The sequence below is a fragment of the Lutimonas saemankumensis genome (assembly GCF_020171465.1).
GTDB lineage: Bacteria > Bacteroidota > Bacteroidia > Flavobacteriales > Flavobacteriaceae > Lutimonas > Lutimonas saemankumensis.
The window spans coordinates 1165349-1184069 of record NZ_JAIUZR010000003.1 but is presented as its reverse complement, the minus strand read 5'-3'; the positions used below and the strand labels follow the sequence as shown (position 1 = coordinate 1184069).

Annotated in this window: 14 protein-coding genes; 3 read left to right on the top strand and 11 right to left on the bottom strand. The window is 37.7% G+C overall.

What is annotated here, in order from left to right; all coding sequences use genetic code 11:
• Positions 1-8: 8 nt before the first annotated feature.
• A complete protein-coding gene (locus LCM02_RS06770; protein ID WP_224927564.1) occupies positions 9-581 on the top strand; it encodes a TlpA family protein disulfide reductase in 573 nt (190 codons plus the stop codon).
• A 55-nt stretch (positions 582-636) separates the two neighbouring features.
• Here LCM02_RS06770 and LCM02_RS06765 read toward each other — a convergent pair whose 3' ends face one another.
• The 10 genes from LCM02_RS06765 to LCM02_RS06720 all read right to left on the bottom strand — a co-directional run bounded on the left by LCM02_RS06765 (position 637) and on the right by LCM02_RS06720 (position 11849).
• Entirely contained in the window at positions 637-978 is a 342-nt protein-coding gene (locus LCM02_RS06765) for a hypothetical protein (protein WP_224927563.1), read from the bottom strand.
• 245 nt (positions 979-1223) lie between these two features.
• Positions 1224-1574, bottom strand: a complete 351-nt coding sequence (locus LCM02_RS06760; RefSeq protein WP_224927562.1) for a hypothetical protein — start codon at positions 1572-1574, stop codon at positions 1224-1226.
• 189 nt (positions 1575-1763) lie between these two features.
• Positions 1764-2948 (bottom strand): aspartate aminotransferase family protein, encoded by a 1185-nt coding sequence (locus tag LCM02_RS06755; protein ID WP_224927561.1) that lies wholly within the window; start codon positions 2946-2948, stop codon positions 1764-1766.
• A complete protein-coding gene (locus tag LCM02_RS06750; RefSeq protein WP_224927560.1) occupies positions 2938-4407 on the bottom strand; it encodes an OstA-like protein in 1470 nt (489 codons plus the stop codon). Before LCM02_RS06750 ends, LCM02_RS06755 begins: the two co-directional genes overlap by 11 nt.
• A 133-nt stretch (positions 4408-4540) precedes the next feature.
• A complete protein-coding gene (locus tag LCM02_RS06745) occupies positions 4541-5809 on the bottom strand; it encodes an adenylosuccinate synthase (RefSeq protein ID WP_224927559.1) in 1269 nt (422 codons plus the stop codon).
• 18 nt (positions 5810-5827) lie between these two features.
• Positions 5828-6274, bottom strand: coding sequence for a Fur family transcriptional regulator (locus LCM02_RS06740; RefSeq protein ID WP_224927558.1), 447 nt, complete (start codon positions 6272-6274; stop codon positions 5828-5830).
• An 82-nt stretch (positions 6275-6356) separates the two neighbouring features.
• Entirely contained in the window at positions 6357-8573 is a 2217-nt protein-coding gene (locus LCM02_RS06735) for a RelA/SpoT family protein (protein WP_224927557.1), read from the bottom strand.
• Positions 8574-8654: 81 nt separating this feature from the next.
• Positions 8655-9884: a M48 family metallopeptidase gene (locus LCM02_RS06730; RefSeq protein WP_224927556.1), complete on the bottom strand. Its 1230-nt coding sequence runs from the start codon at positions 9882-9884 to the stop codon at positions 8655-8657.
• Between the two features lie 42 nt (positions 9885-9926).
• A complete protein-coding gene (locus tag LCM02_RS06725) occupies positions 9927-10739 on the bottom strand; it encodes a TrmH family RNA methyltransferase (protein ID WP_224927555.1) in 813 nt (270 codons plus the stop codon).
• 36 nt (positions 10740-10775) lie between these two features.
• Positions 10776-11849: a DUF3810 domain-containing protein gene (locus LCM02_RS06720; protein ID WP_224927554.1), complete on the bottom strand. Its 1074-nt coding sequence runs from the start codon at positions 11847-11849 to the stop codon at positions 10776-10778.
• 289 nt (positions 11850-12138) lie between these two features.
• Between LCM02_RS06720 and dnaB the strand changes: the two genes are divergently transcribed.
• Complete coding sequence (gene dnaB, locus LCM02_RS06715) at positions 12139-13662, top strand: replicative DNA helicase (RefSeq protein WP_224927553.1); 1524 nt, start codon at positions 12139-12141, stop codon at positions 13660-13662.
• A 20-nt stretch (positions 13663-13682) separates the two neighbouring features.
• Positions 13683-14966 (top strand): asparagine synthetase B, encoded by a 1284-nt coding sequence (locus tag LCM02_RS06710; protein ID WP_224927552.1) that lies wholly within the window; start codon positions 13683-13685, stop codon positions 14964-14966.
• A 32-nt stretch (positions 14967-14998) separates the two neighbouring features.
• Here the strand turns inward: LCM02_RS06710 and purL are convergent, their stop codons facing one another.
• Entirely contained in the window at positions 14999-18661 is a 3663-nt protein-coding gene (gene purL, locus LCM02_RS06705) for a phosphoribosylformylglycinamidine synthase (protein ID WP_224927551.1), read from the bottom strand.
• Positions 18662-18721 lie beyond the last annotated feature (60 nt).

The window sequence follows — 18721 nt, the reverse complement described above, 5'->3', positions numbered from 1 at the left end:
GATTTATTATGACAAAATTTTTAAGGAAGCACTTTACCAATATTCTTTTTTTTGGATTTATTTTATTCTTGTTTACACCCTATGGCTTACCTGTAAGGTCCACTTTGATTAAGGGTGTTTCATTTTTAACGACCAGAGTATTTTCTTTAGAGGTAGATGAAGACAAGCAAAAAGTTCTAAGTAGTTACTATTGGACCCTGAGAGATTCGGAGGGAGTGGATATCAATATGGAATCCTTAAAAGGAAAAGTAGTCTTTATAAATTACTGGGCTACCTGGTGTCCTCCATGTATTGCGGAGATGCCAAGTCTGCAGAAACTGTATTCGGAATATAAGGATAAAGTTGTTTTTCTGTTTGTCGCAAATGATGAACCGGATAAGGTTGGATATTTTATGCGAGAAAAAGGATTTAATTTCCCCGTTTATTTCCAGGTTTCTCAGCCTGCAGAGGAATTGAGATCGAAATCGTTACCAACTACTTTTATAATAAACTCAGAAGGAAAAATTGTAGTAAAGAAAATTGGAGCGGCTGACTGGAACAGTAACAAGGTTCGTAATTTATTATCAAGTTTGGTTCAATGAAAAAAAGTTGCCCTTTCAGACAACTTTTTTCTTCAAATAAAAATGATAAAGTGGATTAAATTTGTTTGATCATTTTAACGGGTAAAAGGTAGATCTCACCGTACTTTGTAGGTTTGTGATTTACTTTTTTGTAATTCAATCTTCTCTTTAAATAATTTTCAAGTTGATCGTTATCTGACTCAACTGATAAGACGATAAGTTCTTTATTTGCGTTAACTGTGAATAAGACATTCGCTTCGTATTGATCCTCAAGCATCTCATCCATAAAGTTGGATCCTATTAATTCAATCATTTCCGAACGCAATTCGTCGGTCGCTTTAATTGGATTTAAGTTTGCTGCAGAAAGGTTAAGTGTAAAGAGACCCAAAGCCAGTACAAATAATTTTAAATTTTTCATGATATATAATTTAGATTAGACAAATAGATTAGACATTTATATATTAAAGGACGGAAGAATTGCAATAATTGTTACACATAGAAATGTTAAAATATCATGAATTAAGAAACATTTAACAATGGACAATGAGAATCTATTGATTTTTTAAGAAACACTTAACGATTTTATTATTTCTTGGTTATCAGGCAAAAAAAAACTATCTCATTTTGAGATAGTTTTCTAAATAGCGATATTATTTGGGATCGTTATAGTTGTTTTACCATTTTCACTGGTAGTAAATAGATTTCACCATGTTTGCTTGGTCTGTGATCTACTTTTTTGTAATTCAATTTTCTTTGAAGATAAGATTCCAATTGACCGTTTTCCGAATCAACTGATAAGATTATTATTTCCTGTTTTGCGTTTACGGTGAACAATACATCAGCTGAAAATTCATCTGCTGACATTTCATCAATATCCAAATAGCTTGAACCAATCAATTCCACCATTTCAACTCTTAACTCGTCGGTTGGTTTAATAGGGTTGGTTGTTGAAGCTGCTGCGATGTGAACTGTTAATAGAGCGAATGCAAAAACGAATAATTTTAAACTTTTCATGATATATAATTTAGATTAGACAATAATAGATTAGACATTTATATTTTAAAGGACGCAACTTTAGACTGATTTATTACATTATTTAAAGTTAAATTTCTCTGAATTAAGAAACATTTAACTTTTTTGGCAAAAAAAATCCTATATCGTTAAGATTAGATTAACAATTTTAACAAAAAGACAATAAATAATTTAGTTTTCTGGATAAGTGTCAAGTATATCTCGAATAATTTGACAACCTGATAAAATCTGTTTTTCTGAAATAGTCAGTGGAGGAGTAATTCTAACGGCTTTGGGTTCATAGAGAAGCCAAAACAGCAAAAGCCCTTTTTTTATTGCGGTTAGAATAAGGTAATTGGTTATTTCAGGTTTCTCCATGATAAGTGCAAGCATCAGGCCCTTCCCTCTTATCTCCAAAATATGCTTATGAACAAGGTGTTTTCTAAAGAGTTTTTCTTTTGGTTGGGTTGCTTCCATCAGATTGGAATTAAACAATGTCTGAAGTGTTGACAGCGCAGCAGCAGCAATTACAGGATGGCCGCCAAAGGTCGTGATATGACCCAGTTTTGGTTTGCGCATTAGCAAATTCATTCTTTCCTTTGAAGCAATAAATGCACCAATGGGCATTCCTCCTCCCAATCCCTTTCCTGTGATGACGATATCAGGTTCTATTCCATAATGTTCAAATCCATAGAAAGTACCGGTCCGTCCGATACCACTCTGAATTTCGTCAAGAATCAATAAGGCACCAACGTCTTTACATCGCTGATCAACCTTTTTTAGATAATCATTTTCCGGTAAAATAAATCCTGCACCCCCTTGAATAGTTTCTAAAATCACAGCAGCAGTATGGCAGTTGATTTTTTTCAGGTCTTGTTCATTGTTGAATTCAATAAACTTTGAACCTGGAACAAGTGGTCTGAAAGCAGCATTTTGTTCTTCTTTTCCACAAACACTCATGGCGCCTTGAGTATTCCCATGATAGGCATTTTTCGCCGCAATAATCTCAAATTTTCCCGTAACCTTCTTTGCAAGCTTTAATGCCCCTTCCGTCGCCTCTGTTCCGGAATTGGTCAGGTAAATACAATTCAGAGAATTGGGCAGGTGGGAGGCCATAAATTTACAAAGCTCAGTTTGAGGCTCCTGGATGAACTCTCCATAAACCATGACATGCATATAGGCATCAAGTTGATTTTTAATGGCTTTTATAACCGGCTCCGGTCGATGGCCCAAGGTGTTGGCAGATACCCCTGCAATAAAATCCAGATATTTTTTATCCTGTTCATCGTAAATATAGCATCCTTTGGCTCTTTTAACCTTAAGCAGGATAGGATGTTCACTGGTCTGTGCCTGATATTTCAGAAAATCATTTTTCATCTTTAACGAATATATCGTATTTGGACATTGGCTTTTCCGATTCTCTCCAAAGGAATCCCCTGAGTTTTCTCGCAGCGATGGGCAGCTTTGAAGGAGGGTAGGTTTGCCCGTCGGGGAGATTTATAAATTTTGATGTTTCAATTTTTCCATCTCTTAAGACAAAATGTATTTCACTACATGAAGTTTTCTCAATTCCTATAAGTGTTTGTTCCTCATCCCTCACAAAGTGAATGACTTCGGCATTACCTATTATATTGACAAATCTTAAATCGTTTTCTTCAAACTTTCCATACAGGTCGCGCCCCTTTATTTGGTTAAACCCTATGGAATCCTTATCAATAATAAAAGCGTTTCTAAGGACTTTAAGGCTATCCAGGTTGTTTGTTTCGGTGTTGTTAAGCAATTGAATAGTATCTCCCGTTATCTGACTTTTTTTTGACCATAATATAGGAGACCTGAACATTTGGGTGAGTCCGTTTCCTTGATCTGAATGGATGGAATCACATTTTCCGCTTAGATCGCTCTTAAAGAATTTAACATGATGGTATGCCCTTATGATTCTTTTCTCAGGTCTTCCGGTTGCAAGAATTGTATCTCCATGTATAAAAAGTGAATCTTTATTTGTATTGGTAATTGCCACAGCCCTTTTTACCACATAGGCTGAATCCAGTTTTTCGAAGAATTCCGCATATCCACCCTTCAGCACACTGTTATTCAGGGTATCAATAATGACAATATTTTCTGTAGCTGAAGCAAAACCAAGATTTCTGTTGTAAAACAAGCTGTCGGCTTTAATTTCTTTATCATCATATTCAATCCTCGCATTACGGGTGAAGTGAGATATGTTTTGTTTTGTATCGTAAAAGCCTTTTTCACAATAAATCAAATTATTGTCACTGGTAATCGTTGAAGAACCGTATAAATAAGCTCTTCCACTGTCTGTGTAATAATCCAGATGGTTCGATTCCAGGACATAATCGGGATTTGTAAGGACCACATTGGAAATAGCCTGGAACTTATTGTTGTCAAGATAATAGTTTCCTGTATTAGAGGTAAGGACATTGATACTGTCTTTAATAGTCGCTCCGTATTTGTAAAAGAGCAGTTGACTCGTCCGATCAAAATTTAGCGTATCCGTACTCAAAGTCATTTTTGAATCCCTGATAACCACATTACCCCATGAAAGTGCCTTTTGTGTATTTCCGTTGTATTCAGTGTATTGGCTCGTCTGAATGATACTGTCTCCCTGATTTAATACTACATCTCCATAGGCTTTGATAAAATTCTCGTTCTTGTAATGAACTGCTTTTTTGCATCTGAGTTTGATGCCTTCGTGCCTGATCACAATATTTCCAAGCAGGATCGTGGCTCCGGGAAGCCGTTCCTCATCAATACTTGAATTATCAGAATGAATGATCTGAATTCTTTTTCCCTGCGCCAGGGTAGCAAAGTTTATCAAGAAGCAAATTATAAAAAGGGTGCAGTATTTCAAGGTTACCTTCTTTTATTTTAGCAATACAAATATACTCGAAAAGAAAAAAGGTAAAGTTCTTCAAAAGAATCTTTACCTTTTTTAATTGATCAAACGGTAATTAAACCATAATTGTTTGTTTCCTATCCGGGCCAACGGAAACGATATGTACCTTAACTCCAACAAAATCTTCTATAAAAGCGATATAGTCTTTTAGGTTTTTTGGAAGTTCTCCGGCATCAGTCATTTGCGTCAGATCCTCTTTCCATCCTTCAAATTCTGTATAATTCACCTTGACATTTTCCCCTTCAATATTATACGGAAAATGGAAGATGTCTTTACCTTTATAATGATATGAGGTGCAAGCCTTTAAAACTTCAAATCCCGATAACACATCTCCTTTCATCATCATGAGTTGTGTTACCCCGTTGATCTGAACGGCATATTTCAATGCAATAAGATCCAACCATCCACATCGCCTTGGCCTTCCCGTTGTGGCTCCGAATTCATGACCTACTTTTGCCATGGTCTTACCATCCTCATCAAACAATTCAGTAGGGAAGGGGCCAGACCCTACCCGGGTTGTATATGCCTTGAATATTCCGAACACATCTCCAATTTTATTAGGAGCTACACCAAGTCCAGTACAGGCACCCGCCGCTGTTGTGTTTGATGATGTTACGAAAGGATAAGTTCCAAAATCGATATCAAGCAGTGATCCTTGTGCTCCTTCAGCAAGTATAGATTGCCCTTTGGCAAGAGCCTGATTGATATACTCTTCGCTATCGATAAAGGTCAATTCCTTTAATGCGTCAATCGCAGTGAAAAAATCTTTTTCCAGTTCTTCAAGATCAAAATCAAGCTCAACCCCGTAAAAACTAATCATGTTCAGGTGTTTTCTTGTCAGGTTTTGATACCTTTCTTTCCAATCCTTCATCTCAAGATCTCCAATTCGCAAACCGTTTCTACCGGTTTTATCCATATAGGTAGGGCCTATACCTTTGAGCGTTGATCCAATTTTAGACTTCCCTTTCATTTTTTCCGAAGCCGCATCCAATAACCTGTGCGTAGGTAAAATAATATGGGCTTTACGGGAAATCAGCAATTTCGTCTTGAAATCAATATTATAACCACTGAGGTTGTCGATTTCATTTTTGAAAATAACGGGGTCAATAACTACACCGTTACCAACAATGTTAATGGCTCTTTCGTGAAATATTCCCGAAGGAATGGTATGCAAAACATGTTTGTTCCCGTCAAAAATTAAGGTGTGCCCGGCGTTAGGTCCGCCCTGAAACCTTGCAATAATATCATAATTCTTAGTCAGTACATCTACGATTTTTCCTTTTCCTTCATCTCCCCATTGCAGGCCTAGTAGTAAATCAATCATTTAATTAATTTTAGTAAGTTATTCAGCATTTTGTTTTTTTTGACCATAAAAATAGAGGGAATGGCTGTCAATTTTTACATTGAAAACCTCTTCAATCGATTTTTTAATATTCTCGATTCTTGGATCACAGAATTCGATTACTTCACCCGTGTCCGTTAAAATAATATGGTCATGTTGTTTGTTGAAATAAGATTTTTCATAATGAGCCTGGTTCTGACCAAACTGATGCCTACGTACTAATCCGCATTCCAATAAGAGTTCTATGGTATTGTACAACGTAGCTCGGCTCACCCTGTAATTCTTATTCTTCATTTCAATGTATAGGGTTTCAATGTCGAAATGATCGTCATTGTCATATATTTCTTGAAGAATGGCAAATCTTTCTGGAGTTTTCCGATGATTATTGTCTTCTAAAAACTTGGTAAAGAAGTTTTTAACGGTTTCCTGATTCTGACTGTTACTCATGAAAATAAAATCCTGGTTCTTGCAATGCAAAGTTACATTTTATCCCCACAATAATGTGAATTATTTCTAAAAAATCAAGCCCTTACGATGAATTTCTGGTCACTTTTTCGAGTCCTTCAATTTCAAGAAGTTTCTTGATCAAATTATTAACTTGTTTATTGTTTTTGACATGTACCGTGATCGTCCCGTGAAAGAAGCCTTCATCACCTGAAATATTCAGACTGTGAATATTCACACTTAGATTCCCCGAAATCACTCTTGTAACCTCATTTACTAATCCCATATTGTCCACCCCTGTCAATTCCAGAGTTACTTTGAACCCTTGTTGAGAAGAGTCTATCCATTTTGCAGAGATCACCCTGTAGGCATATTGAGATTGCATACTTACCGCATTCGGGCAATTTCGTTTATGAACCTTGATGCCGTCTTTTATGGTTATAAACCCAAAAACAGGATCTCCTGGTATTGGATTACAGCATTTAGAAAGACTGTATTTAAGTTTTTCTTCGTCTCTTCCAAAGACAAGCATATCATAATTTGCAGTAACTTCTTCTTTTAATGCTCCGTCTTTTAGGGCCGTAGGTCGATTCATACGGCTCTTTAAAAAGTGCATCAGGACATTGGATCTTTGGCTGGCATATTTTTTCAGCTGCTGATTGTCTATTGATCCGTTACCAATCTTGTAGAAAAGATCAAAACTCGTTTTTAATTTAAAAAAGTTGACAAGCTCATTGATGGTTTTTTCATTCAGTTTTATTTTCAGATGGCGAAGCTTGCGATCAAGGACCTCTTTTCCTTCTTTGGCAATTATTTTATGCTCTTCTTTTAGTATACTTTTAATTTTGGACTTAGCCCTTGCTGTTTTCACTATATCGAGCCATGCCAGTTTCGGTTTTTGGTTTTTGGCAGTAATGATCTCAACCTGATCTCCACTGTGAAGTTCTTTGCTGATCTGTGTAAGGCGCCCATTTACTTTTGCCGCCCTGCAACGCATTCCGATTTCAGAGTGAATGGCGAAGGCGAAATCCAAAGCTGTCGCACCTTTTGGCAAGGATTTAATATCTCCGTCAGGTGTAAACACATAAATCTCTTTTGCATAAAGGTTAAGTTTGAACTGCTCGACAAAATCAACGGCATTTACATCAGGGTTTTCAAGCGATTCTCTCAATTTGTTGAGCCATTCCTCCAATCCGCTTTCTTTCTGAGATCCGTGTTTGTATTTAAAATGTGCTGCGTAACCTTTTTCTGCAATTTCATCCATTCTGGACGATCTGATCTGGACTTCAACCCATTTTCCCTGAGGGCCCATTACGGTGGTATGCAATGATTCGTATCCTGTGGTTTTGGGCTGGGTAATCCAGTCTCTCAACCTGTTCGGATTAGGGCTAAAGTGATCCGTTACTATGGAATAAATTTTCCAGGCGTCGAATTTTTCATCCTTCATGGTTGAGTCATAAACGATTCGAATCGCAAACTTATCGTATACTTCATCAAAAGAAACAGCTTGTTTAAGCATCTTTCTTCTAATGGAATATATAGATTTTGTCCTGCCTTTGATCGTGTAAGTGAACCCCTCCTGATCAAGGGATTTTTTTATGGTTTTTGTAAAGCTGTCGATATACTTCTGCTGTTCTTCCTCACTTTCAAAAATTTTATTCTTGATATCATTATAAACCTCACTTTCAGTATACTTAAGCCCCAGGTCTTCAAGTTGTGTTTTAATATTGTACAGTCCGAGTCTATGGGCCAGAGGTGCATAAATAAATAAGGTTTCAGAAGCGATTTTTACCTGTTTGTCTTCCCGCATGGAGTCCAGGGTCTGCATATTGTGAAGCCGGTCGGCAATTTTGATCAGAATCACCCTGACATCGTCATTCAGCGTGAGCAACATTTTCCTGAAATTTTCTGCCTGGATAGAAACGTTCTGATCCTTTTGTAATTTTGAGATTTTTGTGAGCCCGTTAACAATTTTAGTAATCGTCTCTCCAAACAACTGTTCGATATCAGAAAAAGTATAATCCGTATCTTCCACAACATCGTGCAGCAGGGCTGCAGCAATTGAATAAGCCCCAAGGCCAATTTCATTGGCCACAATTTTGGCAACAGCAATGGGATGGAAAATATAGGGTTCTCCCGTTTTTCGTCTTTGATCTTTATGAGCATCTGCAGAGATGTCAAAAGCTTTACGAATCAGGAGTTTATCCTGATTGGATAAAGTTTGATAGGAGTCTTTAAGCATATCCTTATACCGGATCGCTATCTCTTTCTTCTCGCTTTCTATGCTCGCAGTATACGCCATTGATCTATATAACTATCAAGCTTCTAAAATACCAAGTTTTAGCATCTAAAGCAAACAGAAGAGAAAAAAGAAAGCTACTTTTTAACTAAGGTTTTTTACACGTTGTAAAAGTGTTGGGTGAGAATAATGTAAAAATACATTGGCTTTATGAGGCGTTAAGTTGCTTAGATTGTTTTTAGACAACTTTTTTAAGGAACTGATCAGATCCTTACCATTATAAAAGTGCTTGGCATAATTATCAGCCTGGTATTCGAATTTTCTTGAAATAAAATTCATAAGGATTCCTGTTAATTCGGAGATCGGGCTGTAAAGGATCCCGAAGGTGATCAATCCTATGTGGAAGCTTGGGACTTCAACTGACAAGGCTTCGGATAGAATACTGTTGCCTATGAACAATGAAAAAATATAAAGTGTAATCCCTGTCAGTAGCAGAGACATGAACATATTGAATAATACATGATTCTTTTTGTAATGTCCAATTTCATGCGCCAGAACCGCTACTATTTCCTCGTTATTCAGATCATTGATGAGCGTGTCGTAAAGAACGATTCTCTTTTTTGCTCCAAATCCTGAAAAATACGCATTTGCCTTTGTAGATCGTTTTGACCCGTCAATAACAAAAATATTATCAAGTTTAAACCCTACTTTCTTTGAAAAATCTTGAATCGCTTCCTTAAGGTTGCCATTTTCCAGGGGAGTTTGTTTATTGAAAAGGGGAACGATAAGGGAAGAGTAGAACATGGTCATAAAAATAGTAAAGAGGCCTATCAGGATCCATGTGTAAATCCAAAACATTTCATCGGTTTTTTCATAGAACCATATAATCAGTGCCAGAACGCCACCTCCTATGATCGCACTTAAAAGCCATCCTTTCAGCTTATCCACAAGAAAAAGCCTTTTTGAACTTTTATTGAATCCGTATTTTTCCTCTATGATGAAAGTCTGGTAGAAAGAAAACGGTGTGTTAAGAATGTCACTTCCAATCATGATAATTCCAAAAAATATAAGTGCCACTATAATCTCGTTTTCACCGTGATTTCTGGCAAATTTATCAACCCAGGCAAACCCTTTGAACAAGAAAAAAGCAAGTGTCAGCAATATGCTGAAACTGCTGGTTATCAAAGAGAAGCGATAGTTTTCTTTTTTATATGCCTGAGATTTATAATACTCTTCCTGGTTAAAGACATCCCTTAGTTCTTTGGGAATCTCATCATCAAAATGCTTAGCATTCAAATAGTCAATGATCTTGTCCACGATGAAGCTAACGATCAAAATCGCAATAATGATGTAAAATAAGAGCTTTGGGTCCATTCTGTCTGAAAGCTTTAGTCTTGGATGAATATATAAAAATGTCTAGAAAGATTGCGCTCGCTGTCTTTTGGCCTCAAAAATAAGAATTGCAGCCGAAACAGAAACATTTAGTGAATCAATTTTGCCTTCCATCGGAATAATGATCTTTTCCAGCGATTCTTTAAGCCATTTTTCACTAAGGCCTTTGTCTTCTGTCCCAACTACTATCGCTGAGGACTCCCTAAAGTCCGGCCTGGTGTAAATGATGCTTTCTTCATTTAATGCAGCGGCATATATATTAACCCTGTTCTGTTTCAGAAATTTCAGAATTTCTTCTGTACTTCCCGTAGCGATCTGATTTGTAAACAAACATCCAACACTGGATCGAATAATATTAGGATTATAGACATCGGTTTTGGGGTTGGCTATGATTACGGCATCCAGATTTGCAGCATCTGCCGTCCTGAGCAAAGCACCAATATTTCCGGGTTTTTCAGAGGCCTCGGCAACCAGTATAAGAGGATCTTTTTTTAAGCTTATATTGCTTAAATTCAGTGATTTAATTTTTCCTATTGCAAGTATACCTTCAGTTTTTTTTCTATGAGCTAATTTCTGATAGATTCTTAAGGATATCTTGATGAGTTCAAAATTTAATTTCTTTTTTAGGCCCAGGATTTGATCAAGGTCATTTGAAGAAAATATTTCTTCACAATACAAAACTTTTTCTATTTCGTATCCTCCCTGAATCGCCAGCAGGAGCTCTCTGAGTCCTTCTATGACGAACAACTCTTTCTTTCTCCTTACACGAGATTTCTCAAGTAGCTGAACAATATCCTTGATAAGAACGTTATTGGGACTCGAAATCTCTTTAATCATTTGTCTTGAATTGGAGTATCAAAAATATCAAATTAATCATAATGGATTTTTTTTATCATAGGAAATAAGAAGTCCCATAATCTGATTATAGGTCTGGAGTCCGTCAGGCTGTTGGTTATACTTTAAATAATGATCATAAAAAATTTTGAAGAGAGGCTCAAAGGGGTTTTCGTATTTTTTCCAGAATTCATCAGATTCTCTTATGTTCTTGAGGATCCCTTTCGGAAGCTGGTCGAGATAGTCTTTAAACAGTTTTTTGTCATACCTTCTGATATCCATTAAGGCATAGCGAAGAACAAGAAGGTAACCCGCATACCGAAAGTAAGGGTCACTATGGTTGCTGCTGGCTAAAAAGCCGACAAAATTAGCTTCGTTTTCGGATGCAATACCCAGTTGGTGAGCAACCTCGTGAGAGCAGGTAAAAGGTAAATTAATTTTAGGTATCAAGTAATCTACATGAGCTTCTCCCGTCAGTGGATTCAGGTATCCAGCAAATCCCATATAGGTTAGCGGTAAACTGAAAAGGGATTTTTTCAAAGATACTGTATGATAATTGAACTCAGGGAAACTGTTTCCAAGGGCTGTATATCCCCTGGCTGTCAAATCAATAATTTTTTCCTTTGAATAAGGTACGATGACCGGGAGGCTGTCGTGTTCAGAAAGTACTGACTGAAGCTCTTTTGTTTTAAAAATAATTTTTTCAGTGATTACTTGAAGCTGCTCAATATTGAATTCTTCTTTTTCCAGTTTTAGTGAATCGGTCAATGGTTTGCGTGAATAGTTTAAACCCCAGAAGAGATAAAAGAAAAAATAGAATATTGATATGGCCGCCAGAAATTGAAAAAGCTGTTGTTTTCTGTTTTTTTTAGGGTTTCGTATCATATTCCAGATGAAACGAAAAAGAAGAAAAATCAAAATTCCATAGAGGATATCTCCTATTGATAAAGGAATCCAACCAAACAGCACACGCAATATTTTTGAAATTACAGGATAGATTCCATGGACATAATACTTTTCTATAAATGAAGGATATCCAGATAAAAAGGCTACGAGGAAAATCTGTAAAAAAAGGAAAATGCTTAGTAGAATATTTCTTTTTTCTTTATACATTGCATTATATTTCGTAGAACAAAAAAACAAATTATTAACAACAATTACAATTCGGTTTTTCGTTGTTTTTATTTAGAATCGAGGTTCTGAAATTGCTAAGGAATTGCAAATTAATTTATTGCGAATTTTTAAAATCAGGAAGGTTCATTCTATCTTATTTGTAAAGGAGAGAATTAAGCGAATACTTTTATGCTTTATTAACATCTTTTATCAATAGTTAACATCAATTGTTAATTTTAATTTGTGTAATTAATCGTTTTATACCTTTCTATTCAGTTACATTTGCCACATGGATTCAGCTAGGTCATTATCATATAATAAAAAAGGAAAAGGGACAATCATAAATCTTGAACAGGGAAAAATCCCGCCTCAGGCACTGGACCTCGAAGAAGCTGTTTTAGGTGCTATGATGATCGATAAAAAGGGAGTTGACGATGTTATTGATATTCTCCATGCTGAAGCTTTCTATAAACCGGCTCATCAATTTATTTACGAAGCTATTTTTAAGCTGTTTGAAAATTCAGAACCCATAGATTTGCTGACGGTTTCCAATCAGCTAAAGAAAGACGAGAAACTCGATGCGATTGGTGGAGATTTCTATCTGATCAATCTCAGTCAGAAAGTATCCTCAGCCGCACATATTGAGTTTCATGCCAGGATTATTCTTCAAAAATTTATTCAGAGAAAGCTGATAACAATATCGAGTGAGATTATCACCAGTTCCTATGATGAAACCATCGATGTCTTTGACCTTCTAGACGAGGCAGAGGCAAAATTATTTGATATTACACAAGGTAATTTAAAGAAGAGTTCAGAGGCGGCTCATAATCTGGTTACTCAGGCTTTAAAGAAGATTGAAGAAATTTCCAATCAGGAAGGAATGAGCGGGGTGGCTACGGGATTCAGTAAACTGGATCAACTGACCTCTGGATGGCAACCTTCAGATTTGGTCATTTTAGCAGCAAGGCCAGGTATGGGTAAAACGGCATTCGTAATGTCTATGGCCAAGAACATGGCTATTGATTTTGATATTGCTGTAGCTATTTTTTCACTTGAGATGTCATCAGTTCAGCTTATCACCAGGATGATTTCAAGTGAAACGGGAATATCTTCTGAAAAGCTAAGAAAAGGTAGTCTGGAGACATATGAGTGGGAGGCGTTGAACGTCAAAGTTAAGAAACTGTCAGATGCCCCTATATTTATTGATGATACGCCTTCTTTATCTGTTTTTGATCTTAGAGCAAAGGCAAGAAGACTCGTGTCACAACATGATGTGAAAATAATTATTATTGATTATCTTCAGTTAATGACCGCTGGTTCGGCACAAAAAGGATCAGGTAACAGAGAGCAGGAAATATCAACCATTTCCAGAAACCTTAAAGCCCTGGCGAAAGAACTTAATGTACCTGTAATTGCTTTGTCACAGTTATCAAGGGCCGTTGAGACCCGTGGAGGAAGTAAAAGGCCTCTGCTTTCAGATCTCAGGGAGTCAGGTGCGATTGAGCAGGACGCTGATATTGTATCTTTTATTTACCGGCCAGAGTATTACGGTTTAACAGAATGGGATGATGATGAAAGAACTCCTTGCGAGGGACAGGCAGAATTTATAGTTGCCAAACACAGAAATGGAGGCCTGGATAATATCAGGATGAAATTTATTGGACGACTGGCTAAGTTTGCCAATCTCGATGAAGGTTTTGAAACTGAATTCCAGTCTTCAATGAATACCGGTTCTATTTCGCCAAGTAATTTTAGCAGTACCAGTGACGCTTTTGGCCAAATGGAAAATGATGACGATGATGTTCCATTCTAAAATCTTTAATTAATTCCATTATGCAGAATAAAAGGATTTGTACAATTACTGCTGTCTTGTTATTCGTATTGGTTCTTTTTTCTCCCACAAATCTTTTCGCATCTTTTCTATTAATTCCTATGGATGATTCCAGTCAGTCAAATCATTTAAAGGCTTACGGAATAACATTCAAATCGTTGCTTCAGGGAAGAAAAGTACAATGGCTCCTGAATTACAGAGGAGGTTCCTTTTTGCTTGAAGATCATGACGAGTTCAGGCGTGAATGCACCATAAGGGGAGTTTCATTTGAAATAATTTCTGATGCGGAATCGATCAAAATAATTGAAATGATCTCTAGTCCTTCTATGAATATGGAGGCTGTTGTATTGGAAAAAGCTCCCAAAATTGCAGTTTATTCTCCTAAAGATAAGCAGCCGTGGGACGATGCTGTTACCATGGTTCTGCAGTATGCGGAAATTCCCTATGAGGTAGTTTACGATCAGGAGGTCCTTGAGGACAAACTATTACTTTATGAATGGCTGCATTTACATCATGAAGATTTTACCGGCCAGTATGGTAAATTTTACGGTGCCTTTCGAACGGCGCCCTGGTACATTGAGAACAAGGTGAATTCTGAAAAAAGAGCCCGGGAAATGGGCTATGATAAAGTTTCACAGCAAAAACTGGATGTAGCGCTGAAAATAAGAGATTACGTTTTTGGAGGTGGGTTTATGTTCGCTATGTGCTCAGCAACGGATAGTTTTGATATTGCGCTTTCAGCGGAGGGTATTGATATTTGTGAAGTTATGTTTGACGGTGATCCTTCTGAACGTGGATATCAGAATAAGCTCGATTTTGGAAACACTTTTGCCTTTACCGACTATCAATTGGAGAGGAATCCGGTTGTTTACGAATTTTCAAATATTGACACCACGCGAAAAAGAAAGGTCCTTAGGACAGAAGATTATTTCGAATTAAAAGAGTACTCAGCAAAATGGGACATGGTTCCAAGTATGCTTTGCCAGAATCACACCTTACTCGTAAAGGGATTTATGGGGCAAACCACAGCCTTTGACAGTAACTTGATAAAACCAACTGTTTTGATCATGGGGCAAAATAATGTCAATGGTGAAGCCAGATACATTCATGGTGTCAAGGGCAAAGGAATGTTTACCTTTTTCGGCGGACATGACCCGGAAGATTACCAGCACAGGGTGGGGGATCCGAAAACCGAGCTTGATCTGCACCCAAATTCTCCCGGATACAGACTAATACTTAACAATGTATTATTTCCAGCAGCCAAGAAAAAGAAACAGAAAACCTAGCCGATCCTAGGAATTCAGTTTTAATGGTCTGGTTAGTCCTGATGATTTTCAATCCATTTTCTGGCATTGACAAAGGCTTCCAGCCATGGGCTTACCTCATCTTTCCTGCCTGACGGGTAGTTGGCCCAGTTCCATTGAAAAATCGACCTTTCAATATGAGGCATCATAACCAGATGTCTTCCGTCGTCACTGGCCATCATGGCCGTGTTAAAATCAGATCCGTTCGGATTGGCCGGATAACCCTCATAACCGTATTTTGCCACAATATTATATCTCGATTCTTCATATGGAAAACTAAATTTTCCTTCACCGTGAGAAATCCATACCCCTAAGGTCAATCCTTCCAGTCCGGATAGCATAACGGAATTGTTGGGTTGAATTTTAACCGAAGTAAATGAACTTTCGTGCTTAAAAGAGTTATTATGAAGCATTTTAGGTTTTTCTTTATGGTCTGGATTGATCATTTCCAACTCAACAAACAATTGACAACCGTTACAGATACCTACAGACAAAGTGTCTTTTCTTTCAAAGAATTTTTTGAGCGTTTTATTCGCTCTTTCGTTGTAAAGAAATGCTCCTGCCCAACCTTTGGCTGAACCCAGTACATCGGAATTTGAAAATCCTCCAACCGCACCTATAAACTGAATATCTTCGAGGGTTTCACGACCACTAATCAGGTCCGTCATGTGCACGTCCTTAACGTCAAAGCCTGCAAGGTACATGGCATTGGCCATTTCCCTTTCACTGTTTGACCCTTTTTCCCTGATTATAGCCGCTTTAGGTCTTTGCACAGTTTCTTGGATGACCGGTAAGTTTCCTGAAAAAGCCTCGGGAAACGTATATCTTAAAGGCTGTTTTTTATAATTCTCAAACCTTTCTTCGGCCAGTCCGTTGGCAGTTTGTTCTTTGTCCAGCAAAAACGACGTTGTGTACCAATAGTCTCTGTATTGTTCTATATTAAAACTAAGGTCAAAGTTTGAGATTTCAAGATTACCGGATCTTATTGCGTTTCCGATCACATGGAAATTAACCTTATTTCTGTTAAGTAATTCCGAAACTTTTTCCAGATCATTTATTTGCAGAACGACTCCGCTATTTTCCGAAAATAATACCTTCATGGGATCCCTTTCTTCCACAGAACTCAAATCGATCTGCGCTCCAAGTTCATTTTCTGCAAAGCACATTTCAAGCAGCGTAGTTATTAATCCACCCGATGAAATATCATGACCGGCAAGCACAAGGTCATTATTGATCAATTCCTGAACCGAATTGAAACAGTTTCCAAAGTAAAGCGGATCTTTAATATCCGGGGTTGAAGCCCCTACGCTGTTTCTGATCTGGGCGAAACTTGATCCTCCCAGATGAAATTCATCTTTTGAAAAATCAATGTATATGATCTTGTTGTTCTCAGAGATCTGTAAAACCGGTTCTACAACCTTTCGGATGTCGTTTACTTCACCTGCTGCAGAAATGATCACCGTTCCCGGAGCGATTACTTCTTCATTGGGGTATTTTTGCTTCATAGAAAGGGAATCTTTACCGGTAGGGACGTTAATCCCCAAAGCAATAGAGAATTCAGAGACGGCCTGAACCGCATTGTAAAGTCTCGCATCTTCACCTTCGTTTCTGCAAGGCCACATCCAGTTGGCCGAAAGAGAAACAGATTTTAACCCTCCTTTTAAGGGCGCCCAGACAATATTGGTTAGGGATTCTGCGATTGCATTTTTAGAACCTGCTTTTTCATCGATCAGGGCACTTGCAACAGCATGCCCGATTGAGGTTGCTATTCCGCTTATTCCTTTGTAGTCCAGCGCCATGACACCCACATCATTTAATGGAAGCTGAAGGGAACCGGCACATTGTTGTTTTGCCACCTTTCCACCAACACATCGATCTACTTTATTTGTCAGCCAGTCTTTACATGCCACTGCCTCGAGCTGGAGTAATTTTTTTGTGTCCTCATAAATATCCGAGGAATGATATTCAACCGGGCCAAACTTTCTTTCAACCGTTCTGTCCTTCATGATGGTATGAGGTGAGCTTCCAAACATATCCGCCAGATCAAAATCCATTGGTTTTTCACCTGTTTTTTCCGAAGAAAAAGTAAATCGAAAGTCATCGGTAACTTCACCAACATCATAGATCGGAGATCTTTCCCTGTCAGCAATTCTATGCAATAGGTCGTGGTCCTTTTCGTGAATAACCAAGCCCATCCTTTCCTGAGATTCATTTCCGATTATTTCTTTGGATGACAAGGTTTTATCTCCTACAGGTAAGGCGTCAAGATCGATAAGTCCTCCGGTTTCTTCAACAAGTTCCGAAAGGCAGTTAAGATGTCCTCCCGCACCGTGATCATGGATAGAAATGATCTTGTTCTCTTCTCCTTCAACCATTCCACGTATTGTGTTGGCTACTCTCTTTTGCATTTCGGGATTCGATCTTTGAACCGCATTGAGCGTAATGGCGGTGTCAAATTCTCCGGTATCAGCCGAGGATACTGCGGCACCACCCATTCCAATGCGATAGTTGTCCCCGCCAAGCAGAATGATACTGTCTCCTTTGACAGGTTTTTCTTTTAAACTATCTGATTCTTTTCCATATCCAATACCTCCGGCAAGCATGATTACTTTGTCAAATCCAAGTTTACGATTGTGCTCTTCATGCTCAAAAGTATATAGTGAACCTGAAATCAATGGCTGACCAAATTTGTTTCCAAAATCTGAAGCCCCGTTAGAAGCTTTTATGAGTAAGTCAATAGGAGTTTGATACAACCATTTTCTCTCTTGCATGTTCTCCCAGGAACGATTTTCGGTAAGTCTTGAATAAGGCGTCATATAAACTGCGGTTCCGGCCAATGGCAACGACCCTTTACCTCCTGCGAGCCTGTCCCTTATTTCTCCACCTGACCCGGTGGCAGCTCCGTTGAAAGGTTCCACAGTAGTCGGAAAATTATGAGTTTCAGCCTTCAGAGATATAACTGATCTTACTTTTTTTATCTCATAATAATCGGGTTTGTCCGCTGATTTTGGTGCAAACTGTTCAATAACAGGCCCCTCAATAAATGCCACATTGTCCTTATAGGCGGATACAATGGTATTTGGATTTTCAGCTGAAGTTCTTTTGATCATTTTAAACAAGGACACCGGTTTCTCTTCTCCATCAATAACAAAGGTCCCGTTGAAAATTTTATGCCTGCAGTGTTCTGAATTAACCTGAGAAAATCCAAAAATTTCCGAATCTGTAAGCTTTCTGCCAAGTTTGTTGGATAAATCCTTTAAGTAGTCAATTTCTTCATCGCTTAAAGCCAGTCCCTCTTTTTGGTTATAAGCTGCGATATCCTCTATTTCGAATACAGGTTCAGGTTCAATATTCACCGTAAAAATATCCTGATCTAATTCCTTGTAATGATGTTGGATCATCGGGTCAAAATCAGGATTATCGCTTGAAGAGCTGAAAAATTCTTCAATGCGACTTATTCCTGTTATACCCATGTTTTGGGTGATTTCAACGGCATTGGTGCTCCACGGGCTGATCATTTCCTTTCTTGGCCCGACAAAATTTCCTTTAAGCGTCTCCGATTTTAGTTCCTTGGCATTACCAAACAACCAAATTAATTTTTCAAGATTTTCTTTACTGATTTCTTCTTGGGAAGAAACGGCAAAAACTGTTTGTTTTTGATTAAAAAAGTAGATCATTTGACAGATATTATCTTTCGATTTGGAAAAATGCAAATTTAATCAATTGACCCATTATAA

Excerpts from the sequence above, each read along its gene's own strand:
- LCM02_RS06770 (WP_224927564.1), top strand. The coding sequence starts at position 9 with ATGACAAAATTTTTAAGGAAGCACTTTACCAATATTCTTTTTTTTGGA.
- LCM02_RS06765 (WP_224927563.1), bottom strand. The coding sequence starts at position 978 with ATGAAAAATTTAAAATTATTTGTACTGGCTTTGGGTCTCTTTACACTT.
- LCM02_RS06760 (WP_224927562.1), bottom strand. The coding sequence starts at position 1,574 with ATGAAAAGTTTAAAATTATTCGTTTTTGCATTCGCTCTATTAACAGTT.
- LCM02_RS06755 (WP_224927561.1), bottom strand. The coding sequence starts at position 2,948 with ATGAAAAATGATTTTCTGAAATATCAGGCACAGACCAGTGAACATCCT.
- LCM02_RS06745 (WP_224927559.1), bottom strand. The coding sequence starts at position 5,809 with ATGATTGATTTACTACTAGGCCTGCAATGGGGAGATGAAGGAAAAGGA.
- LCM02_RS06740 (WP_224927558.1), bottom strand. The coding sequence starts at position 6,274 with ATGAGTAACAGTCAGAATCAGGAAACCGTTAAAAACTTCTTTACCAAG.
- LCM02_RS06735 (WP_224927557.1), bottom strand. The coding sequence starts at position 8,573 with ATGGCGTATACTGCGAGCATAGAAAGCGAGAAGAAAGAGATAGCGATC.
- LCM02_RS06730 (WP_224927556.1), bottom strand. The coding sequence starts at position 9,884 with ATGGACCCAAAGCTCTTATTTTACATCATTATTGCGATTTTGATCGTT.
- LCM02_RS06725 (WP_224927555.1), bottom strand. The coding sequence starts at position 10,739 with ATGATTAAAGAGATTTCGAGTCCCAATAACGTTCTTATCAAGGATATT.
- LCM02_RS06720 (WP_224927554.1), bottom strand. The coding sequence starts at position 11,849 with ATGTATAAAGAAAAAAGAAATATTCTACTAAGCATTTTCCTTTTTTTA.
- dnaB (WP_224927553.1), top strand. The coding sequence starts at position 12,139 with ATGGATTCAGCTAGGTCATTATCATATAATAAAAAAGGAAAAGGGACA.
- LCM02_RS06710 (WP_224927552.1), top strand. The coding sequence starts at position 13,683 with ATGCAGAATAAAAGGATTTGTACAATTACTGCTGTCTTGTTATTCGTA.
- purL (WP_224927551.1), bottom strand. The coding sequence starts at position 18,661 with ATGATCTACTTTTTTAATCAAAAACAAACAGTTTTTGCCGTTTCTTCC.